The sequence below is a fragment of the Sporosarcina sp. Y1004 genome, assembly GCF_057669665.1.
In genome coordinates this window covers 63,846-82,685 of sequence record NZ_JBYHFQ010000009.1, presented here as the reverse complement: position 1 = coordinate 82,685, position 18,840 = coordinate 63,846, and the positions used below count along the sequence as shown (strand labels likewise).

Here is an 18,840-nt window from a genome sequence, read left to right as displayed (position 1 = left end):
AATGCGTAGACGATAAATAGGGGGCGGGCTTATGACGGAGAAGCAGATTGAACAGTTGCTAAAGGGCTATCACTGGATGATTAATAGCGTGAAGATCATGCGCGAGGAGCTGAACATATCTGCGGTAATTTGACGGATCAGTACGGATTAGAGGCACTATGCCAAAAGCAGCTGTGGGTCATAGCAATCCTATTTATCAAGAGTTTTCAAGACGGAAAAAGCTGTGGAAGAAGATTAGTGATTATGAACAAAAAATAAAGATGGTTTAGGATAAATTTCATTTGATTACAATTGACCGTGAGATTGAAGTGTTGCATTGCTTGCTTGAAGAGAAAAGTATGCGATTGAAATGTGGATGGAATTTATTGATTAGTGCATCTGTGATGTGCTTAATTAGAATGAGCTTCAGAAAGAATGGGGAAACAACAAAAATAACCCTTGCTGTTTTACTCTTGGTATAGAGGATTTACACCTTACTTGGCGAATGTTGTAATGGGGGTGAATAGGTTGAAACACACTACTTATAACACCACTTTACATATAGTGGAGATTGAACGCAAAAGTTTGTTTAGTTTTTCCGATGCCCCGAAAGAACTGTGGTATTGGGAAATTACGTTATGCACCAATGGCACTGTTACTAAGAGTAGAGCGTATGAACAAAGCAGAGACGCTACAATTCCGTGGACGGAGATACGAAGTGCGAACCCGTTGACGGAAATGATTGATGCATGCAAGAAGTATATGGTGTAGCAATTATTAAGCCTAGGCATCCCACGGGGTGCTTTTTCTATGCCTAAAAATAACGCTTGCTGTATTAGCTGAGAAGTATGATGTTAAACTCGGGACGTTAAAGAGTAGAAAAAGTCGCGAAGCTTGGGTAAGAGGTCCATCAAATATAGATGCAACTAAAAAGAAAAAGGATGCAACCGAAAGAAGCCATTATGGAGTCGGATGATTTAACTGATAAGCAAGTGCTTTTTTGTATTTACTACATTAAGAGCTTTAATGCGAAAGGATTCTTATCAAAACAGATGATAGAGAAGATTAATAACTACAAAGAAAATGATGAAGACTATTGGAATTGATGTATCGCGGTTTGGTTATTGGTATGGGCGATAATATTTACAATTTGAACCACTTCCAACCGTTGTAGGAACTACCAAATAATGATCCCTCTATCTTCATTTGTGTAAAAAAACAAAATATATCTAGAAATATTGAATTGTAATTTATCCTGTTATGTCAAATATCAATAATTGTAAGCCGAAAATGTTTGACAACTTCTCGATTTCGTTTAGAATGATGGTTATATATATATTCACACCTTGAAAGAGTCGAAGTAGTGTTGGTAGCACCGTTTAGAGAGGCAGCGGTTGGTGAAAGTTGCCCGGTTTACCATTCATGAATTACAGCTCTGGAGTGTGACGCTTACGCGGTGATATTGCGTTTTTAAGTGGAGAAGTAATTCTCAAGCCGGGTGGTACCGCGTTAATACATAATTAACGTCCTTGCATGATTTTTTTATAAATCGTGTAGGGGCTTTTTTAATTTTAGGAGGGAATAGAATGAAAGAAAAATTGATGGAAGATTTAAAGTGGAGAGGTTTATTGTATCAGCAGACAGATGAAGCGGGTCTTGAAGATTTACTGAGTAAAGAAAAAATTTCTCTCTATTGTGGTGTTGATCCAACAGCAGACAGTATGCATATTGGGCATATCGTTCCATTGCTCACACTTCGCCGTTTCCAGATGCATGGACATCGTCCGATTTTACTTGTCGGTGGAGCTACGGGGATGATTGGAGATCCATCAGGCCGCTCGGAAGAAAGACAGCTACAAACGACTGAGCAGATAGATAAAAACGTTTCGTCAATTAAAAAACAGATGGAACAGATTTTTGATTTCAATTCGGATAATGGTGCACAAATGGTGAACAACAATGACTGGATCGGTTCAATGAGCATAATCGACTTTTTACGTGATTACGGAAAATTGTTAGGTGTCAATTACATGCTTGCAAAAGACAATGTTGCATCGCGCCTTGAGGGTGGTATTTCCTTTACTGAGTTTTCTTATATGCTTATTCAAGGAATTGACTTTAATCATTTGTTCAACAATTATGGTTGTCGTGTCCAAATTGGTGGATCAGATCAGTGGGGTAATATTACGACTGGACTTGAAGTGATTCGTAAAACGCATGAAGAAGAGGTGAAAGCATTCGGAATCACAATTCCACTTGTCACGAAAGCAGATGGCACGAAATTTGGTAAGAGTGCAGGTGGAGCGGTTTGGCTAGATGCGAAAAAAACCTCTCCTTACGAATTCTATCAGTTCTGGATTAATACAGCAGATGCCGATGCCGTTAAATATATGAAGATTTTCACATTCATGGAGCGAGCAGAAATTGAAGCATTTGAAATTACCGTTCAAGAAGAACCACATTTACGAAAAGCACAATTGAGACTGGCAGAAGAAATGACGCGGCTGATTCACGGACAGGATGCATTAGACCAAGCAATCCGTATATCAAAAGCATTATTTAGCGGTGAATTGAAAACACTTACTGCGATTGAAATGAAAGACGCGTTTAAAGATGTTCCTTCCTTTGATATGGCTAAGGAAGACAAAAACATCGTAGACTTCCTTGTTGAAGCGGGTGTGTCACCATCTCGACGACAAGCACGTGAAGATGTGACTAACGGAGCGATTTCATTGAACGGGGAACGCGTGACGGATACGGCTCACGAAGTAGGAGCAGTAGATCGTCTGGATGACGCATTTACAATAGTTAGACGCGGTAAGAAAAATTATAAAATGGTTAAATTTGTTTAATTCTAGGTATAAATGAAGACCAAATTCGCAAACTTTCAATTCAGCTGATAATAATATTTCGTTAAGGAGCAATTGTTTCGAAGGTTTGGACTTGATGAGGTATACCAAAAGGCTGTTTTCCTAATAATTAGGAAAACAGCCTTTTGCAATTCATACATAGGTAATCCATTTAGGTAACTCCAAATCTTCATATGTTTCAGGATGAATCATTTTCGCTAATTTCAATGCTCCTTCGAGTAAACGCGGAGAAGGTCGACAATACAATTCTTCTTCCATTATTGACATACAGTCGTTTTTTACCGCAGTAAGTTCCTTCCATCCTGGCCGTTTTAAAACGACTTCTTTCTTTACTTTATCAGTCCGTACTCCGACCCAGGCGAGAAGAATATAATCAGGTTCTCTTTTCAGCACATCTTCCCAGTCAGTCTGGACGCTCGCTAATTCAACGTCCCGGAACTCGTTCAGACCACCGGCAATGGCACTAATCTCAGTCAACCAATTTACTTCACCAGGTGTAAATACCGGTTTCGGCCACCACTCCCAATAGAGGGTTGGGGTAAACTCAACTGTTTTTGCCCTTTCTTCCATTTGCTTTATGAATGATATATATTCCGCTTTTATCTGGAGAGCATGTTCTTCGATACCACAAGCTTTACCAACAGATAATAGATCATCCGCTATATCGTTCAAACTTTGTGGATTCAATACAATATGAGGAATTTGACGTTTCTCAAGCTCTTCGATGTTCTTTTCCATACCGGGTACACTGAGGGAAGCGAGAACCAAATCAGGATTATACAATTCCAGTTTATCCATATCGATTGATAAGTCTGGCCCTAGCTTCGGTAAAGTATTGATTTCGCTTGGCCAATCGGAAAAGTCATCAATTGCAATTAGCTGATCAATGAGACCGAGATAAGCAAGCAGTTCGGTGTTGCTAGGACAAATCGAAATAATTTTCATATTTAAGCACCTCGTATATCTTAGTATATCATTGTTTATTAGTTAGGGAATCCATACTCTGAAAAATTAAATAATTGAATTGCTATTCAATAAAAAAATCGACCAATCCATAATGGACAGGTCGAAGGTTGTTGTTTTAGACTTTAATAAAGTGAGTATATAACCAAATTTAATCTCTTCTTACCATTTCCAAGAGCATATGGGCAAGCATCCCTTGCTCCTCTTTAGAACCGGATTTCCAAAGTTCCATTAGCACTTTTTCTTCACGGTTGCGAGGTTCTTCGTGTTTTGCTAAATAATTTGCAACTAACTCTGTTGTTTTAGTGAGTTTTTCCTCGCTTAACCCCATATTTTCACCTAATTCAACTTTACCTGATAGATATTGCTTGAATCGATTAAAATTCACCAAAATTTCGTCTTTTGTTTCGTTATTGATTTCTGCTAATTCACTCTGCACTTTATTATTAATATCCATTTAAACAGCACTCCCTTTTCGTTATACACGCATAATTTACATAAAACAACCAAAGTAAACATGGAAAAGAAATGAATAAGTGCTACAGTTTGTAGCTAGGTCAATTTTTTGCCTATTCAGAACCGGGACTGTTGAATACGTTGATTAAAGACGAAAAGAAAAAGGAAAGAATAAATGGACCCGCGTTTAGCAGAACTTCTTCAAAAGACAAGTTTATACGGTACTTTAGCGAAATACTATGAACATTTGGATCCGAAATGGCATATGTATTTTTATGAATTGCACTTTAAGTATGAGAATCAACTTATTCAACACTATTGGATGCTCCGCAAACAAAATCCAAATATGGGTAACGAATAATCTTAAACAAAATAATATTTTACAGTTGTATTGTGGTTAGTCGTTAAGTGTATAGTTGCAGTAAGAAGTAAAGTCAACGGGGGAGCCATTCTGAGGGAGGTAGCTGTTTTTCGTTATAATTCGTGTGCCTGTCCCAAACGTGCACCAGTTCGTTTCGTTTCGTAGGAATTCGATTCATGGCTAATTAATAGAAAAAACCCCGGAGTTGTTGATGTTACTCAACTTCCGGGGTTTTAGATATTGCTTTGTAGAGCAAGAATTAATTAACGTGAGTAGAATTCAACGATAAGTGCTTCGTTAATTTCTGCAGCAAGTTCACTACGCTCAGGGAAACGAACAAATTGACCGACTTTCGTGTCGTTGTTAAATGTAACGTATTCAGGAACATAGCTGTTCACTTCAAGCGCTTCATTTACAACATCAAGGTTTAGAGATTTCTCACGAAGAGAAATTTCTTGTCCTGGTTTAACGCTGAAAGAAGGAATATCAACGCGTTTTCCATCAACCAAAATATGGCCGTGGTTAACAAGTTGGCGAGATGCACGACGTGTACGTGCAAGACCCATGCGGTATACAATGTTATCAAGACGAGTCTCAAGAAGAATCATGAAGTTAACACCGTGTTTACCAGGCATTTTACCAGCTTTGTTGAAAACCGTTTTGAATTGACGTTCGTTTACGCCAAACATGAAACGGAGTTTTTGTTTTTCTTCTAATTGCATTCCGTACTCGGAAAGTTTTTTACGTTGGTTAGGACCGTGTTGTCCCGGGCCGTAAGGGCGTTTTTCGATTTCTTTTCCAGTGCCTGTAAGTGAAATCCCAAGACGACGGGAAAGTTTCCAAGATGGACCTGTATAACGAGCCATGAAAGACTCCTCCTCTATTGTTGGTTTTATTTTGTTGTAAAATAAGAACCAGATGTGTTCAATTCAAATGCCATTCTATTATCTTGCATCCTCGCCTCCGCAGCCAGGAAGTTACTCGATGCACCTTGTAAAAGGAATAGACTGGACAACCTGAAACACACAACTGCTGCAACTATTTTACACAAGTTTCATCATAACAAGTATAGATCTAAGAGTCAAGCATCATCAATGAAAATGAAAATAAGTAAAATGATTCATATAAAGAAATAGCATCCATAGTTCGAATGGTTTAGAATGAAATCATACTTATTTGAACTTTCATACAATAGAATATAGGTGTGATTGTGTGATTGTGTGATTGTGTGATTGTGTGATGGGTTATCATTTGACGAATTTCGATATACCGAACAACTTAGTGAGAACTTTCCAAATACTATGGGTAGAGTGTTATATTTAACTGGGGATAATGGTGGAAAGCAACTTGTGTTCGATGGTTCAACGTGTGGATCCTTTTCTTGACTACTATTAAATGGTAAACTAGGAGAGGAAATGTGAGCGGCGGCAAACTAGGGGGGAATAAAATGAGCGATAAGAATTTGCATAAAGATACGATCGTCATCCATGAAGGGTATGATGATAAGGCGCACCAAGGTAGTTTGGCAGTTCCGCTATACCAAACATCGACTTTTTCATTTGAAACAGCATTGCAAGGCGAGAACCGTTTTTCAGGTGCTGAAGAAGGTAATATATATTCAAGACTGGGCAATCCGACCGTCCGTGTTCTAGAAGAGCGCATGACAGCACTTGAGAATGGAAAAGGTTCACTTGCGTTCGGTTCAGGGATGGCGGCTGTGAGCACAATTTTAGTTCATTTGACAAAATCCGGAGATCATATTCTTTGTTCGCGCGGTATTTATGGTTGTACATTTGGACTTTTGGGCATGATGAATCAGAAATACAAAATTACACATGATTTGGTTAGGATGGGTACTGAAGAAGAGATTGAGCGAGCTATTAAGCCTGAAACGGTCTGTATATACATTGAAACGCCTATCAATCCGACAATGGAACTTGTAGATCTTCATGCGGTCGTCAATGTTGCCAAGCGTCATGGGCTTCGCGTAGTCGTTGACAATACCTTCTCTTCACCTTATCTGCAAAATCCCCTAGATATTGGTGTGGATTTCGTTTTGCACAGCGCAACTAAATATATTAATGGCCATGGTGATGTCATAGCTGGTCTTCTCGTTGGAGCGGATAAAGATGAAATAGAAACAATTAGAATGTCCGTTCAAAAAGATTTTGGCGGTATTATCTCACCTTTTGATGCTTGGCTATTAATCCGTGGCTTGAAAACATTGTCGGTTCGAATGGAGCGTCATTCTGCCAATGCGGAAAAATTGAAAGCTTTTTTAAAAGAACAAAAACTTGTTGAAGTAATCTATTACCCGTTTGATGAAGACAATCCTCAATATGACATAGCAAAACGTCAAATGCGTGCAGGAGGCGGCCTGATTTCATTTACCATTAAAGGTGGAAAAGAAGGGGCACAGCTGTTTATGAATAGCCTTTCACTTATTAAAATTGCCGTCAGCCTCGGAGATGCAGAGACACTAATTCAGCATCCTTCAACGATGACACATTCAGTTGTGCCTGTGGAAGAACGGCTGCAAATGGGAATCACGGATTCATTGTTGAGGCTATCAGTTGGCCTTGAACATGCTGAGGATCTCATAGCTGATCTCAAATCGGCATTCTCGATAATGGAAGCAGCAATTACTGAACAAGCTTAAATTGAAAAGACTGCTTTGGCGACCGAATGTACGGTAACCAAAGCAGTTAAAAGGTCAAAGATGTTTTACAAGGGTTTCTACAAAAAGTTCAAGGCCCAACCGATCTTGTTCAGTGAAGCGATTCAACTCAGGACTATCGACATCTAGAACGCCTAAAATAACATCTTTTTTCACAATTGGAATAACAATTTCAGACTGCGAAGCTGCATCGCAAGCAATGTGTCCAGGGAAAGCCTCGACATCAGCTACGATAATGGATTCTTTCGTTTCGGCCGCGGTTCCGCAGACGCCTTTTCCAAGAGGAATACGAATACATGCTGGAAGACCTTGGAATGGACCGAGTACGAGTTCACCGTCATCTATCAAATAAAAACCTACCCAATTGATACGGTCTAAAAATTGATTCAGTAAGGCTGATGCATTACTCAAGTTGGCATAGACGTTTTTCTCTCCGGTCAGTAATGCATCTAATTGACCTGCCAGTTGTTTATATTTCAGATTTATATCCGTAGCATAATTTATTTCTTGAAACAATTAGAGCACCCCTTTTAGTGAATAATAAAATTCAGTATACATATTTAGGTGATTATAAACAAACTTTGTTGATTATTTGAGGGGGAAACAGATTTTTCGCTATAAATCATACATATTCGCAACCAATTGTCTTTAAACGTGGTACTATATAGGATAATATCATGGTACAGCGACTCGGACAGGGGGACCACGATGAAAACCTTCATCATAGCTATTATCGCACTAATCATATTGACGACAATCGCCTTCTTATTCAGGCGTAAACATATCCAAGAAATCGGTCGATTGGAACAGGAAAAATTACAGATTCAGCACAAACCGATTTTAGAAGAGATGACGAAAGTGAAACAATTGAACATGACAGGCGAAACCGAAGAAAAATTTGAACGGTGGCGGACTGAATGGACAGAATTGATGGATATACATATGCCGAAAATCGACACGCTCTTATTTGATGTCGAAGATATGGTTGATCGTTTCCGTTTTAAGAAAGCCACATTGCTGGAAAAAGAAATCCGGGAGAACATTCATTTCTGTGATAAAAAAATGAATGATATCTTATTTGAATTGAACGAGCTTGTCGGCAGTGAAGAGAAAAATCGTATTGAGATGGAAAAACTAAAAGAACAGCATCGTGCAGCTCGCAAATCAGTTCTTGCTCACCAACACTCATTCGGTATGACGGCGAATCCGCTTGAAAAGGAGCTGGAATCATTTAATTCGAAGTTTGAAGAATATGATGAGTTGACTGCTAATGGTAATTACTTATTAGCTCGTGAGATTGTCATTTCATTGGCCGTAAAAGGAAATCGTGTATTTTCACTGATTCATGAAATTCCATCATTACTTTCGGAACTGCAAAGTAAAATTCCAGCATCGATTCGAGAACTTCGAAATGGGACGAGAGAGATGGAAGAGCAATCCTATTATCTACAACATCTTGACTTAAAGAAAAATTTCAGTGCAATTGAACTCGAAATAGAAGAATTGTTGTCGAAAATGGCAGGGCTTCAAATTGAATCTGTACAACAGCGCGCAGCTGAAATGAATGACCAAATTGATTCATTCTATGATGCGCTTGAAAATGAAGTAAATGCAAAGCATTACGTAGATGAATATTACAATCAGATTGCTGAAAGGCTGTATGAAATAACCACATTAACAAGAGAAACGTCGGATGAGGCGGCATTTGTTCAGAAAAGTTACCGATTGGATGAAAAGGAAGCCCAAATTCCACAAAAATCGCTTAACGAGTTGACCAGTCTTGAGAAACAATTTGAAGTACTTACTTCACGTGTTGAGGGGGGTGCTTCTGCCTATTCAATTTTACAGGAAGAATTACAACAAATTTCCGATGTACTTGAACAAATAGCCGATGAACAAGCAAATCTTGCAAATCGTATGAAAAACTTACGAATTGATGAGAACAATGTACGAACTAAACTCAACGAATTATCACGTAAATTACAAAATGCGGATCGGATGCTCCATAAAGGGAATATACCGGGAATACCGGACGATATGGAAGCCCGTCTCGAAGAAGCAGATGAACAAATCTATATCGTGACACAAAGTTTACAGGAAGTACCGCTAAATATGACGCTTGTCGATTCGTATTTGGAGAACGCTGAGAAAGCTGTACGTGATGTTAGCGAAAAGGTAGAAGAGATGTTAGAAAACGTGTTGCTTATTGAATGGATTATTCAATATGGAAACAGATACCGTGCCTCAAATCCGGAAGTGCATAGCCGACTGCTGAATGCTGAAGAATCTTTCAGACAGTTTCGTTACGCAAAAGCATTGGAAGAAGCGGCAACAGCCGTTGAAGAAATAGAACCTGGTGCAATGAAACGAATTGAGGAACTTGTAAAAGAACATGTCTAAGGTAAGATTATGAATTACAGAAAAATAGCCACCGGCATTTAATGCAGGTGGCTTTGTCACGCACATAATTGTTTCACTTGAGAGGAAGACACCAATGATCTATTTTGATAATAGCGCAACGACAGCCCCAGATGAAGGCGTACTGACATCGTTCATGGAAGTAAATAAACGTTTTTATGCAAATCCTGCTTCGTTGCATCTTGCTGGAAAGGAAGCCGAAGCACTTCTTAAACGTTCAAGAGAACAAATTTTGTCAATTCTAGGTGCAAGTGATGGAGAGCTCCTATTTACGTCGGGTGGAACGGAGGCGAATAATTTAGCTATAATCGGTTTCGCCCGTTCTTTGCAATCCAAAGGGAATCACCTGATTACGACAAAAATTGAGCATCCATCAGTTCTGCATTCAATGGAATATTTAGAGTCACAGAAATTTGAAGTGGATTATTTGTCAGTTGATGAACAAGGGATGATATCTGTTGATGAGTTGAAAAGTAAGCTGAGGAAAGATACAATTCTTGTCAGTATCATGCATGTCAACAATGAAATTGGGACTGTGCAACCGATAGCCGAATGTGCACGAATCATTAAGGGACATTCTAATGCTGTATTTCATTCAGATATGGTCCAAAGTTTTGGGAAATTGCCGGTTTCAATTGAAAATGACGGTCTTGATGCAATAACAATTTCAGCTCATAAAATAAATGGTTTAAAAGGTTCGGGCTTACTTGCTTTAAGGAAAGGTAAATTACCGCAGGCGATAAATTATGGGGGCGGACAGGAAAATGGTCTTCGTAGCGGTACAGTTTCCGTTCCAGATGCGGTGGCGTTAGCAAAAGCGATACGGATTAGTTCGGTTGAAACCGAACGTCAAGACTTCAGACAGTGGAGAAAGCAACTAATTGATTTTATAGGTCAATTTGAGAAAGTTCTTATACTTGCACCAGAAAAGGGAGCACCACATATATTATCTATCGCTTTTTATAAAATAAAAGGTGAAGTAGCTGTTAATTTCTTTCAAGAAAATGGCATTACTGTTTCTACTTCGAGTGCATGTTCCTCAAAAGACAATAGTGCGGGACATGTAATAGAAGCAATAGGTGTCAATGGGAAATACAAAAATGGAGTAATTCGCATCAGTTTTGGGAAAAATAATGTAGAACAAGAAGTCATAGAACTAAAGCAAGTATTTGCAAAGTTCATGGATTTACTTGGAGGGGGAAAATAAGTAATGGAATGGAATGAACTATTAATTCGTTACGGAGAAATGTCTTTAAAAGGTCGGAATAAGAATGTGTTCGTAAAGAAGTTGCGTAATAATATTAAAGATGCACTAAGTGATTTAAAAACAGTCGTCATAAAACCTGAACGTGACCGTATGTTTCTATATGCAGAAGACAAACGAGATATGGAAGAAGCGATAACTCGTTTGCCACATGTTTTTGGTATCCAATCATTCAGTCCAGTTGCTAAATGCGATGCGACAGTAGAAGCGATTAAAGAAAAAGCGATAGAGGTTATTGGAGCAGCTGAAACTGCAGGAAAAACTTTTAAAGTTGAAGTGAGACGAACGGACAAAAGATTTCCACTGGTGACCAGTGAATTGCAACTTGAAATCGGCTCGCATGTGTTGCGAAGCTATCCTGAACTAGGCGTAAAAATGAAAAAACCTGATATTGTCCTTCATATTGATATTAGGATTGAAGGGGCTTTCCTGACAGCCAAAATATATGAAGGTGCAGGAGGAATGCCGATTGGGTCGAATGGCCATTCTCTTTTAATGTTATCGGGCGGTATCGATAGTCCGGTTGCTGGATATCTGATGATGAAACGTGGCGTGTCGATTGATGCGATTCATTTTGCCAGCCCTCCATTCACAAGCGAGCTGGCTAAAAAGAAAGTGATGGATCTTGCAGAAAAGTTAAGCTCTTTTGGTGCTGCTGTTCGACTTCACATCATTCCTTTTACTGAAATACAGCAAGCAATTATCAAACAAGTACCAGATAACGTTTCGATGACGACAACGCGGAGAGTAATGCTTCAAATCGCTGATATAGTACGTGAGGAAGTGAATGCTTTTGCCGTAATCACAGGAGAAAGCCTTGGTCAAGTCGCAAGTCAGACACTAGAAAGCTTAACAGCCATCAATGCTGTTACTTCGACCCCTATTTTGCGTCCGCTCATTGCGACAGATAAACTTGAAATTATTGATATTGCACAAAGTATTGGGACATATGAAATATCAATAAGACCCTATGAGGATTGTTGCACAATTTTCTCGTCTTCAAATCCGAAAACTAAACCGAAACTCGAAAAAGTCGCTTATTATGAAAGCTTTGCCGATTTTCATCCAATGATACTTGATGCAATTGAAAAACGAGTCACGATTGAATTACCGCTTGTAGAGAAAGACGAATTCGAAGATTTGCTTTGAGGATGAAGAAATTACCATATATACGTCCTGCATGAATTTATCTTTTCTGTACATTCTATATGTACAAGGAGGTGTCAAACATGCCAAACAACAACAGCGGTAACTCAAATCAGCTTCTAGTTCCAGGTGTACGACAAGCTCTTGATCAGATGAAAAATGAAATTGCATCAGAATTTGGTGTACAAATGGGACCAGATGCTTCATCGCGTGCCAACGGATCCGTCGGCGGAGAAATTACAAAGCGATTAGTGCGTCAGGCTCAATCACAAATGAATGGATCCCAACAATAATACTTTAAATGAAAAGCTGTTTTGGACATTGTCCGAAGCAGCTTTTCGCTTATAAAGTATTACCAAAGGTCAAGCTATTTAATCATATCTTAAGCAGTTTACAGTATTTACCGCCTCTAAATAGTGCATCGATTTCTGTTTCTTGCACATTCTATACTTAGAAGGAGGTGTCAAACATGCCAAACAACAACAGCGGCAACTCAAATCAGCTTCTAGTTCCAGGTGTACGACAAGCACTTGATCAGATGAAAAATGAAATTGCATCAGAATTCGGTGTACAAATGGGACCAGATGCTTCATCGCGTGCCAACGGATCCGTCGGCGGAGAAATTACAAAGCGATTAGTGCGTCAGGCTCAATCACAAATGAATGGATCCCAACAATAATACTTTAAATGAAAAGCTGTCTAGGTCATTGTCCGAAGCAGCTTTTCGCTTATACAGTATTATCAATAGTAAAGGCATCTAATCACATCTAACGCAGTTAACAATATTTACCGACTCTAAATCGTGCATTAATTTCTGTTTCTTGCACATTCTATACTTAGAAGGAGGTGGTAATCATGGCGAACAACAATAACAGCGGTAACTCTAACCAGCTTCTAGTTCCAGGTGTAAGACAAGCACTTGACCAAATGAAAAATGAAATTGCATCAGAGTTTGGTGTGCAAATGGGACCAGATGCTTCAGCGCGTGCCAACGGATCCGTAGGCGGAGAAATTACAAAGCGCTTAGTGCGACAAGCCCAGGAACAAATGAAAGGAAACAACCAATAACAATCAATAGAAAAGCCATTCCGGTAATTTTTCCGGGATGGCTTTTCCTATTTTTTATAGTATCTTCATTTATCAATCATTTTAACCATTCCATTTTAGAATTAGTAAATTTGTTTTGAATTGTCGGTCGTTTATTTGTATACTGAATTTAGACATATAAGGGGGAATCGTTATGAAACGTGAACAATTGATTGCACCTGAAGAATATAATCTGGTAAGTGAGTTCGAAAAGTATGCAACAGGTACTGGGAAAAAAGCACTTATATACGTAAATTCGGAAGGGCAAAAGCAACAACTAACATATGATGAATTAATGGAATCGGCAAACAGAGTCGCCAATGTATTTCAATCGAAAGGTCTATTAAAAGGCGATGTTGTATTAGTTATGGTACCTCGGAATATTGAAGCGTATGTTACATATATCGGAGCACTCAAGGCGGGTCTAGCTGTAATTCCAAGTTCTGAAATGTTGAGGTCGTCAGATATCGAATATCGTATAGCGCATAGCAATGCAAAAGCAATTGTAGCATTTGATGCATTTACCGATCAATTCAGTGAAGTGAGGAATATGGATGATGTTCAGCTATTTGTTGTCGGGGAGGCAAAGAATGATCAGCTTTCTCTAACTGAACTTATGAAGACTGCATCAACGGAATTCGCTAGACCGGAAACAAAGAGTACAGACATGGCCTTTCTATCATATACTTCGGGCACAACAGGAAAACCAAAAGGAGTAGTACATACACACGGTTGGGGATACGCCCATCTGCGGACAACAAGTGCAAGTTGGCTAGGCATTGAAGAAGGAGATATAGTTTGGGCGACTGCCGCGCCGGGTTGGCAGAAGTGGATATGGACACCATTCCTCTCTGTATTAGGTAGTGGAGCGACTGGACTCATTTATGATGGCAAATTTGAAGTAGAAACCTATTTGAATTTGATTAGAGACTATCGAGTGGATGTTTTATGTTGTACGCCTACTGAATATCGATTTATGGCGAAGGCAGAAAAACTTGAGGCTTACGATTTATCCTCAATAAGAAGTGCAGTTTCCGCAGGAGAACCGTTGAACCGAGAAGTCATTGAAATATTCGATAAAGTATTTTCTCTATCAGTAAGAGATGGGTATGGACAAACAGAAAATACGCTTCTTGTAGGAACAATGATTGGTATGGAAGCGCGTCCAGGTTCGATGGGAAAACCGACGCCTGGAAATAAAGTTGATATTATTGATGATGAAGGCAATCCTTCTGCCATTGGAGAAGTTGGAGATATCGCAGTACATGTATCGACTCCCGCGTTATTTAAGGAATATTTAAATGATCCTGAACGAACAAAGATGCAGTTCCGAGGCGAGTATTACGTGACAGGTGACAGGGCAAAAATGGATGAAGATGGTTACTTCTGGTTCGAAGGCCGGGGAGATGATATTATTATCAGCTCTGGTTATACAATTGGGCCGTTTGAAGTGGAGGATGCATTGACGAAGCATTCAGCAGTACGTGAATGTGCTGTCGTCGCAAGTCCTGATGAAGTGCGCGGAAATATCGTAAAGGCATTCATTGTTCTCAAAAACCCTGAAAGGGAAAATGAAGAAGGTCTTATCAGAGAATTACAAGAGCATGTGAAGACATTAACGGCACCTTATAAATATCCACGGAAAATCGAGTTTTTGGATAAACTGCCTAAAACAGCTTCAGGGAAAATTATGCGTATAGAATTAAGAAAACAAGAACAAGAGTAAGTCATTATTGTTAGCAGGCCGCTTTTCCGGTACGGGATAACCGTGACTGGAAAAGGGGTTTTTATTATGATTAGTGAATCTTGCATTAATATCAAACCGATATTTAATATCTTCTTTACGAAACTTTTCCAAAAGAATATACTGAGTAGATTATTTCGGAAATCAAAATATAAAGGAGGCTAAGTAATGCAAATGGAAAAAAACGGTGTTCTTTGGGCGATAGGCTCCTATTTAATTTGGGGTATTATGCCGATTTATTGGAAAAGTCTCGAACATGTCGGAAGTACCGAAATACTGATGAGTCGAATTGTATGGGCATTTGTAATTACTCTATTAGTAGTATTACTAATGAAAAATGGTCGTTATCTAAAAGAAGACATTAAGGCACTTTGGAAATCACAACGAAATTTTTGGGCATTGTTCGCAGGTTCGGCACTTGTTTCATCCAATTGGTTCATCTACATATGGGCTGTGAATAATGACTATATTATTCAAGCAAGTCTAGGTTATTACATAAATCCGCTAATTTCAGTTTTACTCGGAATCTTTTTCTTAAAGGAAAAACTTTCGAAGTCCCAGCAAGTAGCTTTTTTGCTAGCTGCGACTGGCGTTACAATTTTAACAGTTTCATATGGTTCGTTCCCATGGCTGGCATTCGCTCTTGGCATTACATTTGCAGTCTACGGGCTTATCAAAAAACAAGTCAAACTCGATGCATTACGCGGCTTAACAATTGAAACACTTTTCATTGCTCCGTTCGCAGTTATTTACTACATTATGTTGTTTAAAGATGGGAACGCTGTATTTTTGCATTCAACTATCAAAACAGATATTCTGCTGATTTTGACAGGTGCAGCAACAGCATTGCCGCTTCTTATGTATGCAAAAGGAGTGCAGAGAATTCCTCTTTACATGGCAGGGTTTCTTCAATACATCGCACCAACGATGATGTTATTCCTTGGGGTTATCGTTTATAAAGAAACTTTTGGAGGAGTTGATTTGTTATCATTCGCCTTCATTTGGTCAGCGTTGCTGTTGTTTACTGTGTCGAAAATTTTAGAAGTGGTGAAAGTGAAAAAAGCGCGGCTGCAAGAAGCTTCTGCAAATGTAGATTAATGAAATTTGGGATTACTATAGAAGTGGATAATCAGGAGGCTAAAGTGGCGACGATTTATTGTCTTGTGCCTTTCGGTGCTAAACCTTCGCATTACTTGTTGTCTAGCTATGGTCGCCAGTCCCTCGGGTCACAGGTCAGTTAGTTAGGGAGGGATTGAACACTTCAACCCTCTTAGGTGGCTTGAGATACCCTCCTTGCAAACTGCCTTGCGCCTGTCGGGGCTAAACGGCGCCCTACGCTTTTCTAGAGATACATCCGTTGTACTTTTTCCCAGAAGGAGTTATTTTTCATCTTAACTGTTTTCACGGTTCTGTCGCTTAAGCAGATTTCCACGTTTTTGACCTGGCGTATGCCAAGTGCTTCATTGTCAGCGGCGATTATAGGGAAGACGTTGCCATCCTGGTGAACATTAAGCTTTAGTTTTCGTTGACCACTCATGATGAACGATGATCCAAGCGTTCTATAATTATTGTTATTTACGGATGCAAGTTCAGTTACTTGAAAACAGCTGAGTAGTGGATCTACTACTGCACCATTGACGGATTTATTGTAAGCGGTACTGCCGGTCGGCGTAGAAATGATAAGACCGTCGCCTAGGAATACTTCAAATAGCTTATCATCAATAATGACATCCATGACAAATGTCCGAATGATATTAGAGCGTATACTCAGTTCGTTCAAACAGTAGAATGGTTGGTGATTGTCAATTTTCACTTCAATTAGCGGATACTTTCTTACTTTAAGTTCTGCAGCACGAATTGTTTGTGTCATTTGAAATAGGTTATTGAAATTGAAATCACAATAGAGACCAGGTTTGGCTGTTAAAGATATGCCTGCGTATAAGCAGTCTTGGCGGAAACCAGTTTTGCGGACCGCCTGTAAAAATGAACCATCACTACCGATGCTAATAATAATATTCGCATCTATATCACTCTCGGTCATAGTAAAACCTTCATGGATTAATGCATCTTCCACTTTTAACTTTTTATCAAGTGAGACTTCATCATGTTTGCTGTAAATAAAAATATTCATCCGATCTGTCATTGCACAAGCTCCTTCCGAATGAGTTATACTCATTTTAGCATGTAATGAAACATTTTAGTGTCTAGTAACGTATAAAATAGTGATATAAAAAAGGAGGAATTTAAATGACAATGAAACGATGGATTGCAGTTATTGTCGCTGCGGCACTAGTTTTTGTTTCGGTAGGTATTAATTCATTATCGTACATATTTACGAGAGACTTCGATGGTTTCTTTGAAGAAATGATGGCTACTTCATCCGAGGGATACGAAGAATCGATTATAGAAGAAGGTAGTGGGGGAGAAAGAATTGCTGTCCTCACACTCGATGGGATTATCCAAGACTTAGGGACTTCGACATCTTTATTTCAACCTTCGGGCTATAATCATCAATTCTTCATGAGTCAGTTGAATGAGGTATTAGAGGATACTAGCGTTAAAGGAGTGGTATTGAAAGTGAACACACCTGGCGGAGGTGTAGTTGAATCAGCAGAGATTTACGATGCTCTTCGCTTAATTCAACAAGAGAATAAAACACCTCTGTACATTTCGATGGGAGGAATGGCGGCTTCAGGTGGTTATTATGTTTCAGCACCGGCTGATAAGATTTTCGTTAATCCTGAAACAATCACAGGTTCAATTGGCGTCATTATGGAAAGTGTAAATTATGCGAAACTCGCTGAAAAATATGGTATTGATTTTAATACCATCAAAACAGGACCTTACAAAGACATCATGAGCGGATCACGTGAAATGAAAGACGAAGAGCGTGCGATGCTACAGGAAATGATTAATGATTCTTATGAACGCTTTGTCGATATTATTGTAGACGGAAGGGGTATGAGCGAAGCGGCAGTGAAAAAAGTTGCTGACGGACGTATCATGAATGGACGTCAGGCAATTGAAGTTGGGCTTGCGGATGAATACGGTAAAGTAACCGATGTAATAGCGGCCATGAAGGATGATAATAATCTTCAGAATGCAACCGTTTTCGAATATACAACTCAAGACAGCTGGGCATCCTTATTTGGAGTGAAAGCTGGAAATCTATTCGGAAGTAATATTGAATCAGAATTGATTGGTAAGTTGTTGAACGATTATAATGCACCAAGAATGATGTATTTATACGGTGAAAGATAAGGAGGGACAAATATGTCGGAATATATTGAACGACAACCGGATCTGACGGATAAAACAATTGTCACAGGACAGCCTAGCGATTATGAAACTGTTGAAACAGAACACTTTCATGCGAAATATGCGGGGTTTTGGACGCGGCTATGGGCGTACACAATAGACTTGATTGTTCTCTCTGCCATCAGCGGAATTATCATTAAACCGATTTTCCGAATTGCTGGTTGGGAAATAACAAACCCTTCATTCTTCTTATTCAGCCCCTATAAAATCACGGTGTTAGTGTTGTTGTTGCTCTACTTCATGCTAATGACGAAGTATTTGCAACAGACAGTAGGAAAAATGATTATGGGTATACGAGTTGCATCAAAAGATGGAGGGCAACTGACTTGGGGAGCGATAATCTTCAGAGAGGGCATTGGACGTTTCATTTCCAAAATGCTTTTGGTTCCTTATTTACTAGTCATATTCATGCCGAAAAAAGAAGCGTTGCATGATTTGTTTGCGGACACAATTGTTGAACATGAGTCTTCGTATGAAAAAGAGTTGCGGATAAATTATCGCAAACGGAATGAGGGACAACAGTTGCAAGAAGGCACTATGATTTAGTAAGATAGACAT

Annotated in this window: 20 protein-coding genes and 1 other annotated feature; of the genes, 15 read left to right on the top strand and 5 right to left on the bottom strand. The window is 39.2% G+C overall.

Translation table 11 applies throughout. The features are described 5' to 3' along the window. The first annotated feature begins 507 nt into the window (after positions 1–507). The 3 genes from AC25Y6_RS08685 (at position 508) to tyrS (ending at position 2,831) form a co-directional block, all read left to right on the top strand. A complete protein-coding gene (locus tag AC25Y6_RS08685) occupies positions 508–750 on the top strand; it encodes a hypothetical protein (RefSeq protein ID WP_482105050.1) in 243 nt (80 codons plus the stop codon). A gap of 149 nt (positions 751–899) precedes the next feature. Beyond that, on the top strand, positions 900–1,085 hold the full coding sequence (locus AC25Y6_RS08680) for a hypothetical protein (protein WP_482105049.1): 186 nt from the start codon (positions 900–902) through the stop codon (positions 1,083–1,085). A 231-nt stretch (positions 1,086–1,316) separates the two neighbouring features. Continuing rightward, positions 1,317–1,513 (top strand) — a binding site (T-box leader). 52 nt (positions 1,514–1,565) lie between these two features. Continuing rightward, complete coding sequence (gene tyrS, locus AC25Y6_RS08675; protein ID WP_482099807.1) at positions 1,566–2,831, top strand: tyrosine--tRNA ligase; 1,266 nt, start codon at positions 1,566–1,568, stop codon at positions 2,829–2,831. 150 nt (positions 2,832–2,981) lie between these two features. Here tyrS and AC25Y6_RS08670 read toward each other — a convergent pair whose 3' ends face one another. Further along, entirely contained in the window at positions 2,982–3,794 is an 813-nt protein-coding gene (locus AC25Y6_RS08670; RefSeq protein ID WP_488142719.1) for a cobalamin-binding protein, read from the bottom strand. 169 nt (positions 3,795–3,963) lie between these two features. Next, positions 3,964–4,269 carry a DUF3243 family protein gene (locus AC25Y6_RS08665; RefSeq protein WP_482105047.1) on the bottom strand — a complete coding sequence of 102 codons (306 nt, stop codon included), beginning with the start codon at positions 4,267–4,269 and terminating at the stop codon, positions 3,964–3,966. Positions 4,270–4,443: 174 nt separating this feature from the next. Between AC25Y6_RS08665 and AC25Y6_RS08660 the strand changes: the two genes are divergently transcribed. Further along, a complete protein-coding gene (locus AC25Y6_RS08660; RefSeq protein WP_488142718.1) occupies positions 4,444–4,629 on the top strand; it encodes a hypothetical protein in 186 nt (61 codons plus the stop codon). A 263-nt stretch (positions 4,630–4,892) separates the two neighbouring features. On the opposite strand, the gene rpsD is transcribed toward AC25Y6_RS08660, so the two are convergent. Beyond that, positions 4,893–5,495 carry a 30S ribosomal protein S4 gene (rpsD, locus tag AC25Y6_RS08655; protein ID WP_482099804.1) on the bottom strand — a complete coding sequence of 201 codons (603 nt, stop codon included), beginning with the start codon at positions 5,493–5,495 and terminating at the stop codon, positions 4,893–4,895. Positions 5,496–6,076: 581 nt separating this feature from the next. On the opposite strand from rpsD, the gene megL reads away from it, so the two are divergent. Continuing rightward, positions 6,077–7,288 (top strand): methionine gamma-lyase, encoded by a 1,212-nt coding sequence (megL, locus tag AC25Y6_RS08650; RefSeq protein WP_488142717.1) that lies wholly within the window; start codon positions 6,077–6,079, stop codon positions 7,286–7,288. Between the two features lie 54 nt (positions 7,289–7,342). Here megL and AC25Y6_RS08645 read toward each other — a convergent pair whose 3' ends face one another. Further along, positions 7,343–7,822, bottom strand: coding sequence for a GAF domain-containing protein (locus AC25Y6_RS08645; RefSeq protein WP_488142716.1), 480 nt, complete (start codon positions 7,820–7,822; stop codon positions 7,343–7,345). Between the two features lie 192 nt (positions 7,823–8,014). Here AC25Y6_RS08645 and ezrA point away from each other — a divergent pair, with 192 nt between their 5' ends. The 8 genes from ezrA (at position 8,015) to rarD (ending at position 16,062) form a co-directional block, all read left to right on the top strand. After that, on the top strand, positions 8,015–9,706 hold the full coding sequence (ezrA, locus tag AC25Y6_RS08640) for a septation ring formation regulator EzrA (protein WP_488142715.1): 1,692 nt from the start codon (positions 8,015–8,017) through the stop codon (positions 9,704–9,706). A 94-nt stretch (positions 9,707–9,800) separates the two neighbouring features. Next, a complete protein-coding gene (locus tag AC25Y6_RS08635) occupies positions 9,801–10,931 on the top strand; it encodes a cysteine desulfurase family protein (RefSeq protein WP_482105042.1) in 1,131 nt (376 codons plus the stop codon). A 3-nt stretch (positions 10,932–10,934) separates the two neighbouring features. Next, complete coding sequence (gene thiI, locus AC25Y6_RS08630) at positions 10,935–12,137, top strand: tRNA uracil 4-sulfurtransferase ThiI (RefSeq protein ID WP_482105041.1); 1,203 nt, start codon at positions 10,935–10,937, stop codon at positions 12,135–12,137. A gap of 80 nt (positions 12,138–12,217) precedes the next feature. Then, positions 12,218–12,427: an alpha/beta-type small acid-soluble spore protein gene (locus tag AC25Y6_RS08625; protein ID WP_482099798.1), complete on the top strand. Its 210-nt coding sequence runs from the start codon at positions 12,218–12,220 to the stop codon at positions 12,425–12,427. A gap of 176 nt (positions 12,428–12,603) precedes the next feature. Further along, positions 12,604–12,813: an alpha/beta-type small acid-soluble spore protein gene (locus tag AC25Y6_RS08620; RefSeq protein ID WP_482099798.1), complete on the top strand. Its 210-nt coding sequence runs from the start codon at positions 12,604–12,606 to the stop codon at positions 12,811–12,813. 176 nt (positions 12,814–12,989) lie between these two features. Beyond that, a complete protein-coding gene (locus AC25Y6_RS08615; RefSeq protein ID WP_482099796.1) occupies positions 12,990–13,202 on the top strand; it encodes an alpha/beta-type small acid-soluble spore protein in 213 nt (70 codons plus the stop codon). 172 nt (positions 13,203–13,374) lie between these two features. Continuing rightward, entirely contained in the window at positions 13,375–14,946 is a 1,572-nt protein-coding gene (mbcS, locus tag AC25Y6_RS08610; RefSeq protein ID WP_482105040.1) for an acyl-CoA synthetase MbcS, read from the top strand. 186 nt (positions 14,947–15,132) lie between these two features. Then, positions 15,133–16,062 carry an EamA family transporter RarD gene (gene rarD, locus AC25Y6_RS08605; RefSeq protein WP_488142714.1) on the top strand — a complete coding sequence of 310 codons (930 nt, stop codon included), beginning with the start codon at positions 15,133–15,135 and terminating at the stop codon, positions 16,060–16,062. Between the two features lie 244 nt (positions 16,063–16,306). Here rarD and AC25Y6_RS08600 read toward each other — a convergent pair whose 3' ends face one another. After that, a complete protein-coding gene (locus AC25Y6_RS08600) occupies positions 16,307–17,107 on the bottom strand; it encodes an NAD kinase (RefSeq protein WP_482099793.1) in 801 nt (266 codons plus the stop codon). A gap of 104 nt (positions 17,108–17,211) precedes the next feature. Here AC25Y6_RS08600 and sppA point away from each other — a divergent pair, with 104 nt between their 5' ends. Together sppA and AC25Y6_RS08590 are read left to right on the top strand one after the other, a co-directional pair. Further along, complete coding sequence (sppA, locus tag AC25Y6_RS08595; RefSeq protein ID WP_488142713.1) at positions 17,212–18,225, top strand: signal peptide peptidase SppA; 1,014 nt, start codon at positions 17,212–17,214, stop codon at positions 18,223–18,225. 12 nt (positions 18,226–18,237) lie between these two features. After that, on the top strand, positions 18,238–18,828 hold the full coding sequence (locus AC25Y6_RS08590) for an RDD family protein (RefSeq protein ID WP_488138766.1): 591 nt from the start codon (positions 18,238–18,240) through the stop codon (positions 18,826–18,828). The last annotated feature ends 12 nt before the right edge of the window (positions 18,829–18,840 follow it).

What these genes read in the sequence shown, in the direction of transcription:
- AC25Y6_RS08680 (WP_482105049.1), top strand. Translation starts at nt 900, where the DNA reads ATGCAACTAAAAAGAAAAAGGATGCAACCGAAAGAAGCCATTATGGAG.
- tyrS (WP_482099807.1), top strand. Translation starts at nt 1,566, where the DNA reads ATGAAAGAAAAATTGATGGAAGATTTAAAGTGGAGAGGTTTATTGTAT.
- AC25Y6_RS08670 (WP_488142719.1), bottom strand. Translation starts at nt 3,794, where the DNA reads ATGAAAATTATTTCGATTTGTCCTAGCAACACCGAACTGCTTGCTTAT.
- AC25Y6_RS08665 (WP_482105047.1), bottom strand. Translation starts at nt 4,269, where the DNA reads ATGGATATTAATAATAAAGTGCAGAGTGAATTAGCAGAAATCAATAAC.
- AC25Y6_RS08660 (WP_488142718.1), top strand. Translation starts at nt 4,444, where the DNA reads ATGGACCCGCGTTTAGCAGAACTTCTTCAAAAGACAAGTTTATACGGT.
- rpsD (WP_482099804.1), bottom strand. Translation starts at nt 5,495, where the DNA reads ATGGCTCGTTATACAGGTCCATCTTGGAAACTTTCCCGTCGTCTTGGG.
- megL (WP_488142717.1), top strand. Translation starts at nt 6,077, where the DNA reads ATGAGCGATAAGAATTTGCATAAAGATACGATCGTCATCCATGAAGGG.
- ezrA (WP_488142715.1), top strand. Translation starts at nt 8,015, where the DNA reads ATGAAAACCTTCATCATAGCTATTATCGCACTAATCATATTGACGACA.
- AC25Y6_RS08635 (WP_482105042.1), top strand. Translation starts at nt 9,801, where the DNA reads ATGATCTATTTTGATAATAGCGCAACGACAGCCCCAGATGAAGGCGTA.
- thiI (WP_482105041.1), top strand. Translation starts at nt 10,935, where the DNA reads ATGGAATGGAATGAACTATTAATTCGTTACGGAGAAATGTCTTTAAAA.
- AC25Y6_RS08625 (WP_482099798.1), top strand. Translation starts at nt 12,218, where the DNA reads ATGCCAAACAACAACAGCGGTAACTCAAATCAGCTTCTAGTTCCAGGT.
- AC25Y6_RS08620 (WP_482099798.1), top strand. Translation starts at nt 12,604, where the DNA reads ATGCCAAACAACAACAGCGGCAACTCAAATCAGCTTCTAGTTCCAGGT.
- AC25Y6_RS08615 (WP_482099796.1), top strand. Translation starts at nt 12,990, where the DNA reads ATGGCGAACAACAATAACAGCGGTAACTCTAACCAGCTTCTAGTTCCA.
- mbcS (WP_482105040.1), top strand. Translation starts at nt 13,375, where the DNA reads ATGAAACGTGAACAATTGATTGCACCTGAAGAATATAATCTGGTAAGT.
- rarD (WP_488142714.1), top strand. Translation starts at nt 15,133, where the DNA reads ATGCAAATGGAAAAAAACGGTGTTCTTTGGGCGATAGGCTCCTATTTA.
- AC25Y6_RS08600 (WP_482099793.1), bottom strand. Translation starts at nt 17,107, where the DNA reads ATGACAGATCGGATGAATATTTTTATTTACAGCAAACATGATGAAGTC.
- sppA (WP_488142713.1), top strand. Translation starts at nt 17,212, where the DNA reads ATGACAATGAAACGATGGATTGCAGTTATTGTCGCTGCGGCACTAGTT.
- AC25Y6_RS08590 (WP_488138766.1), top strand. Translation starts at nt 18,238, where the DNA reads ATGTCGGAATATATTGAACGACAACCGGATCTGACGGATAAAACAATT.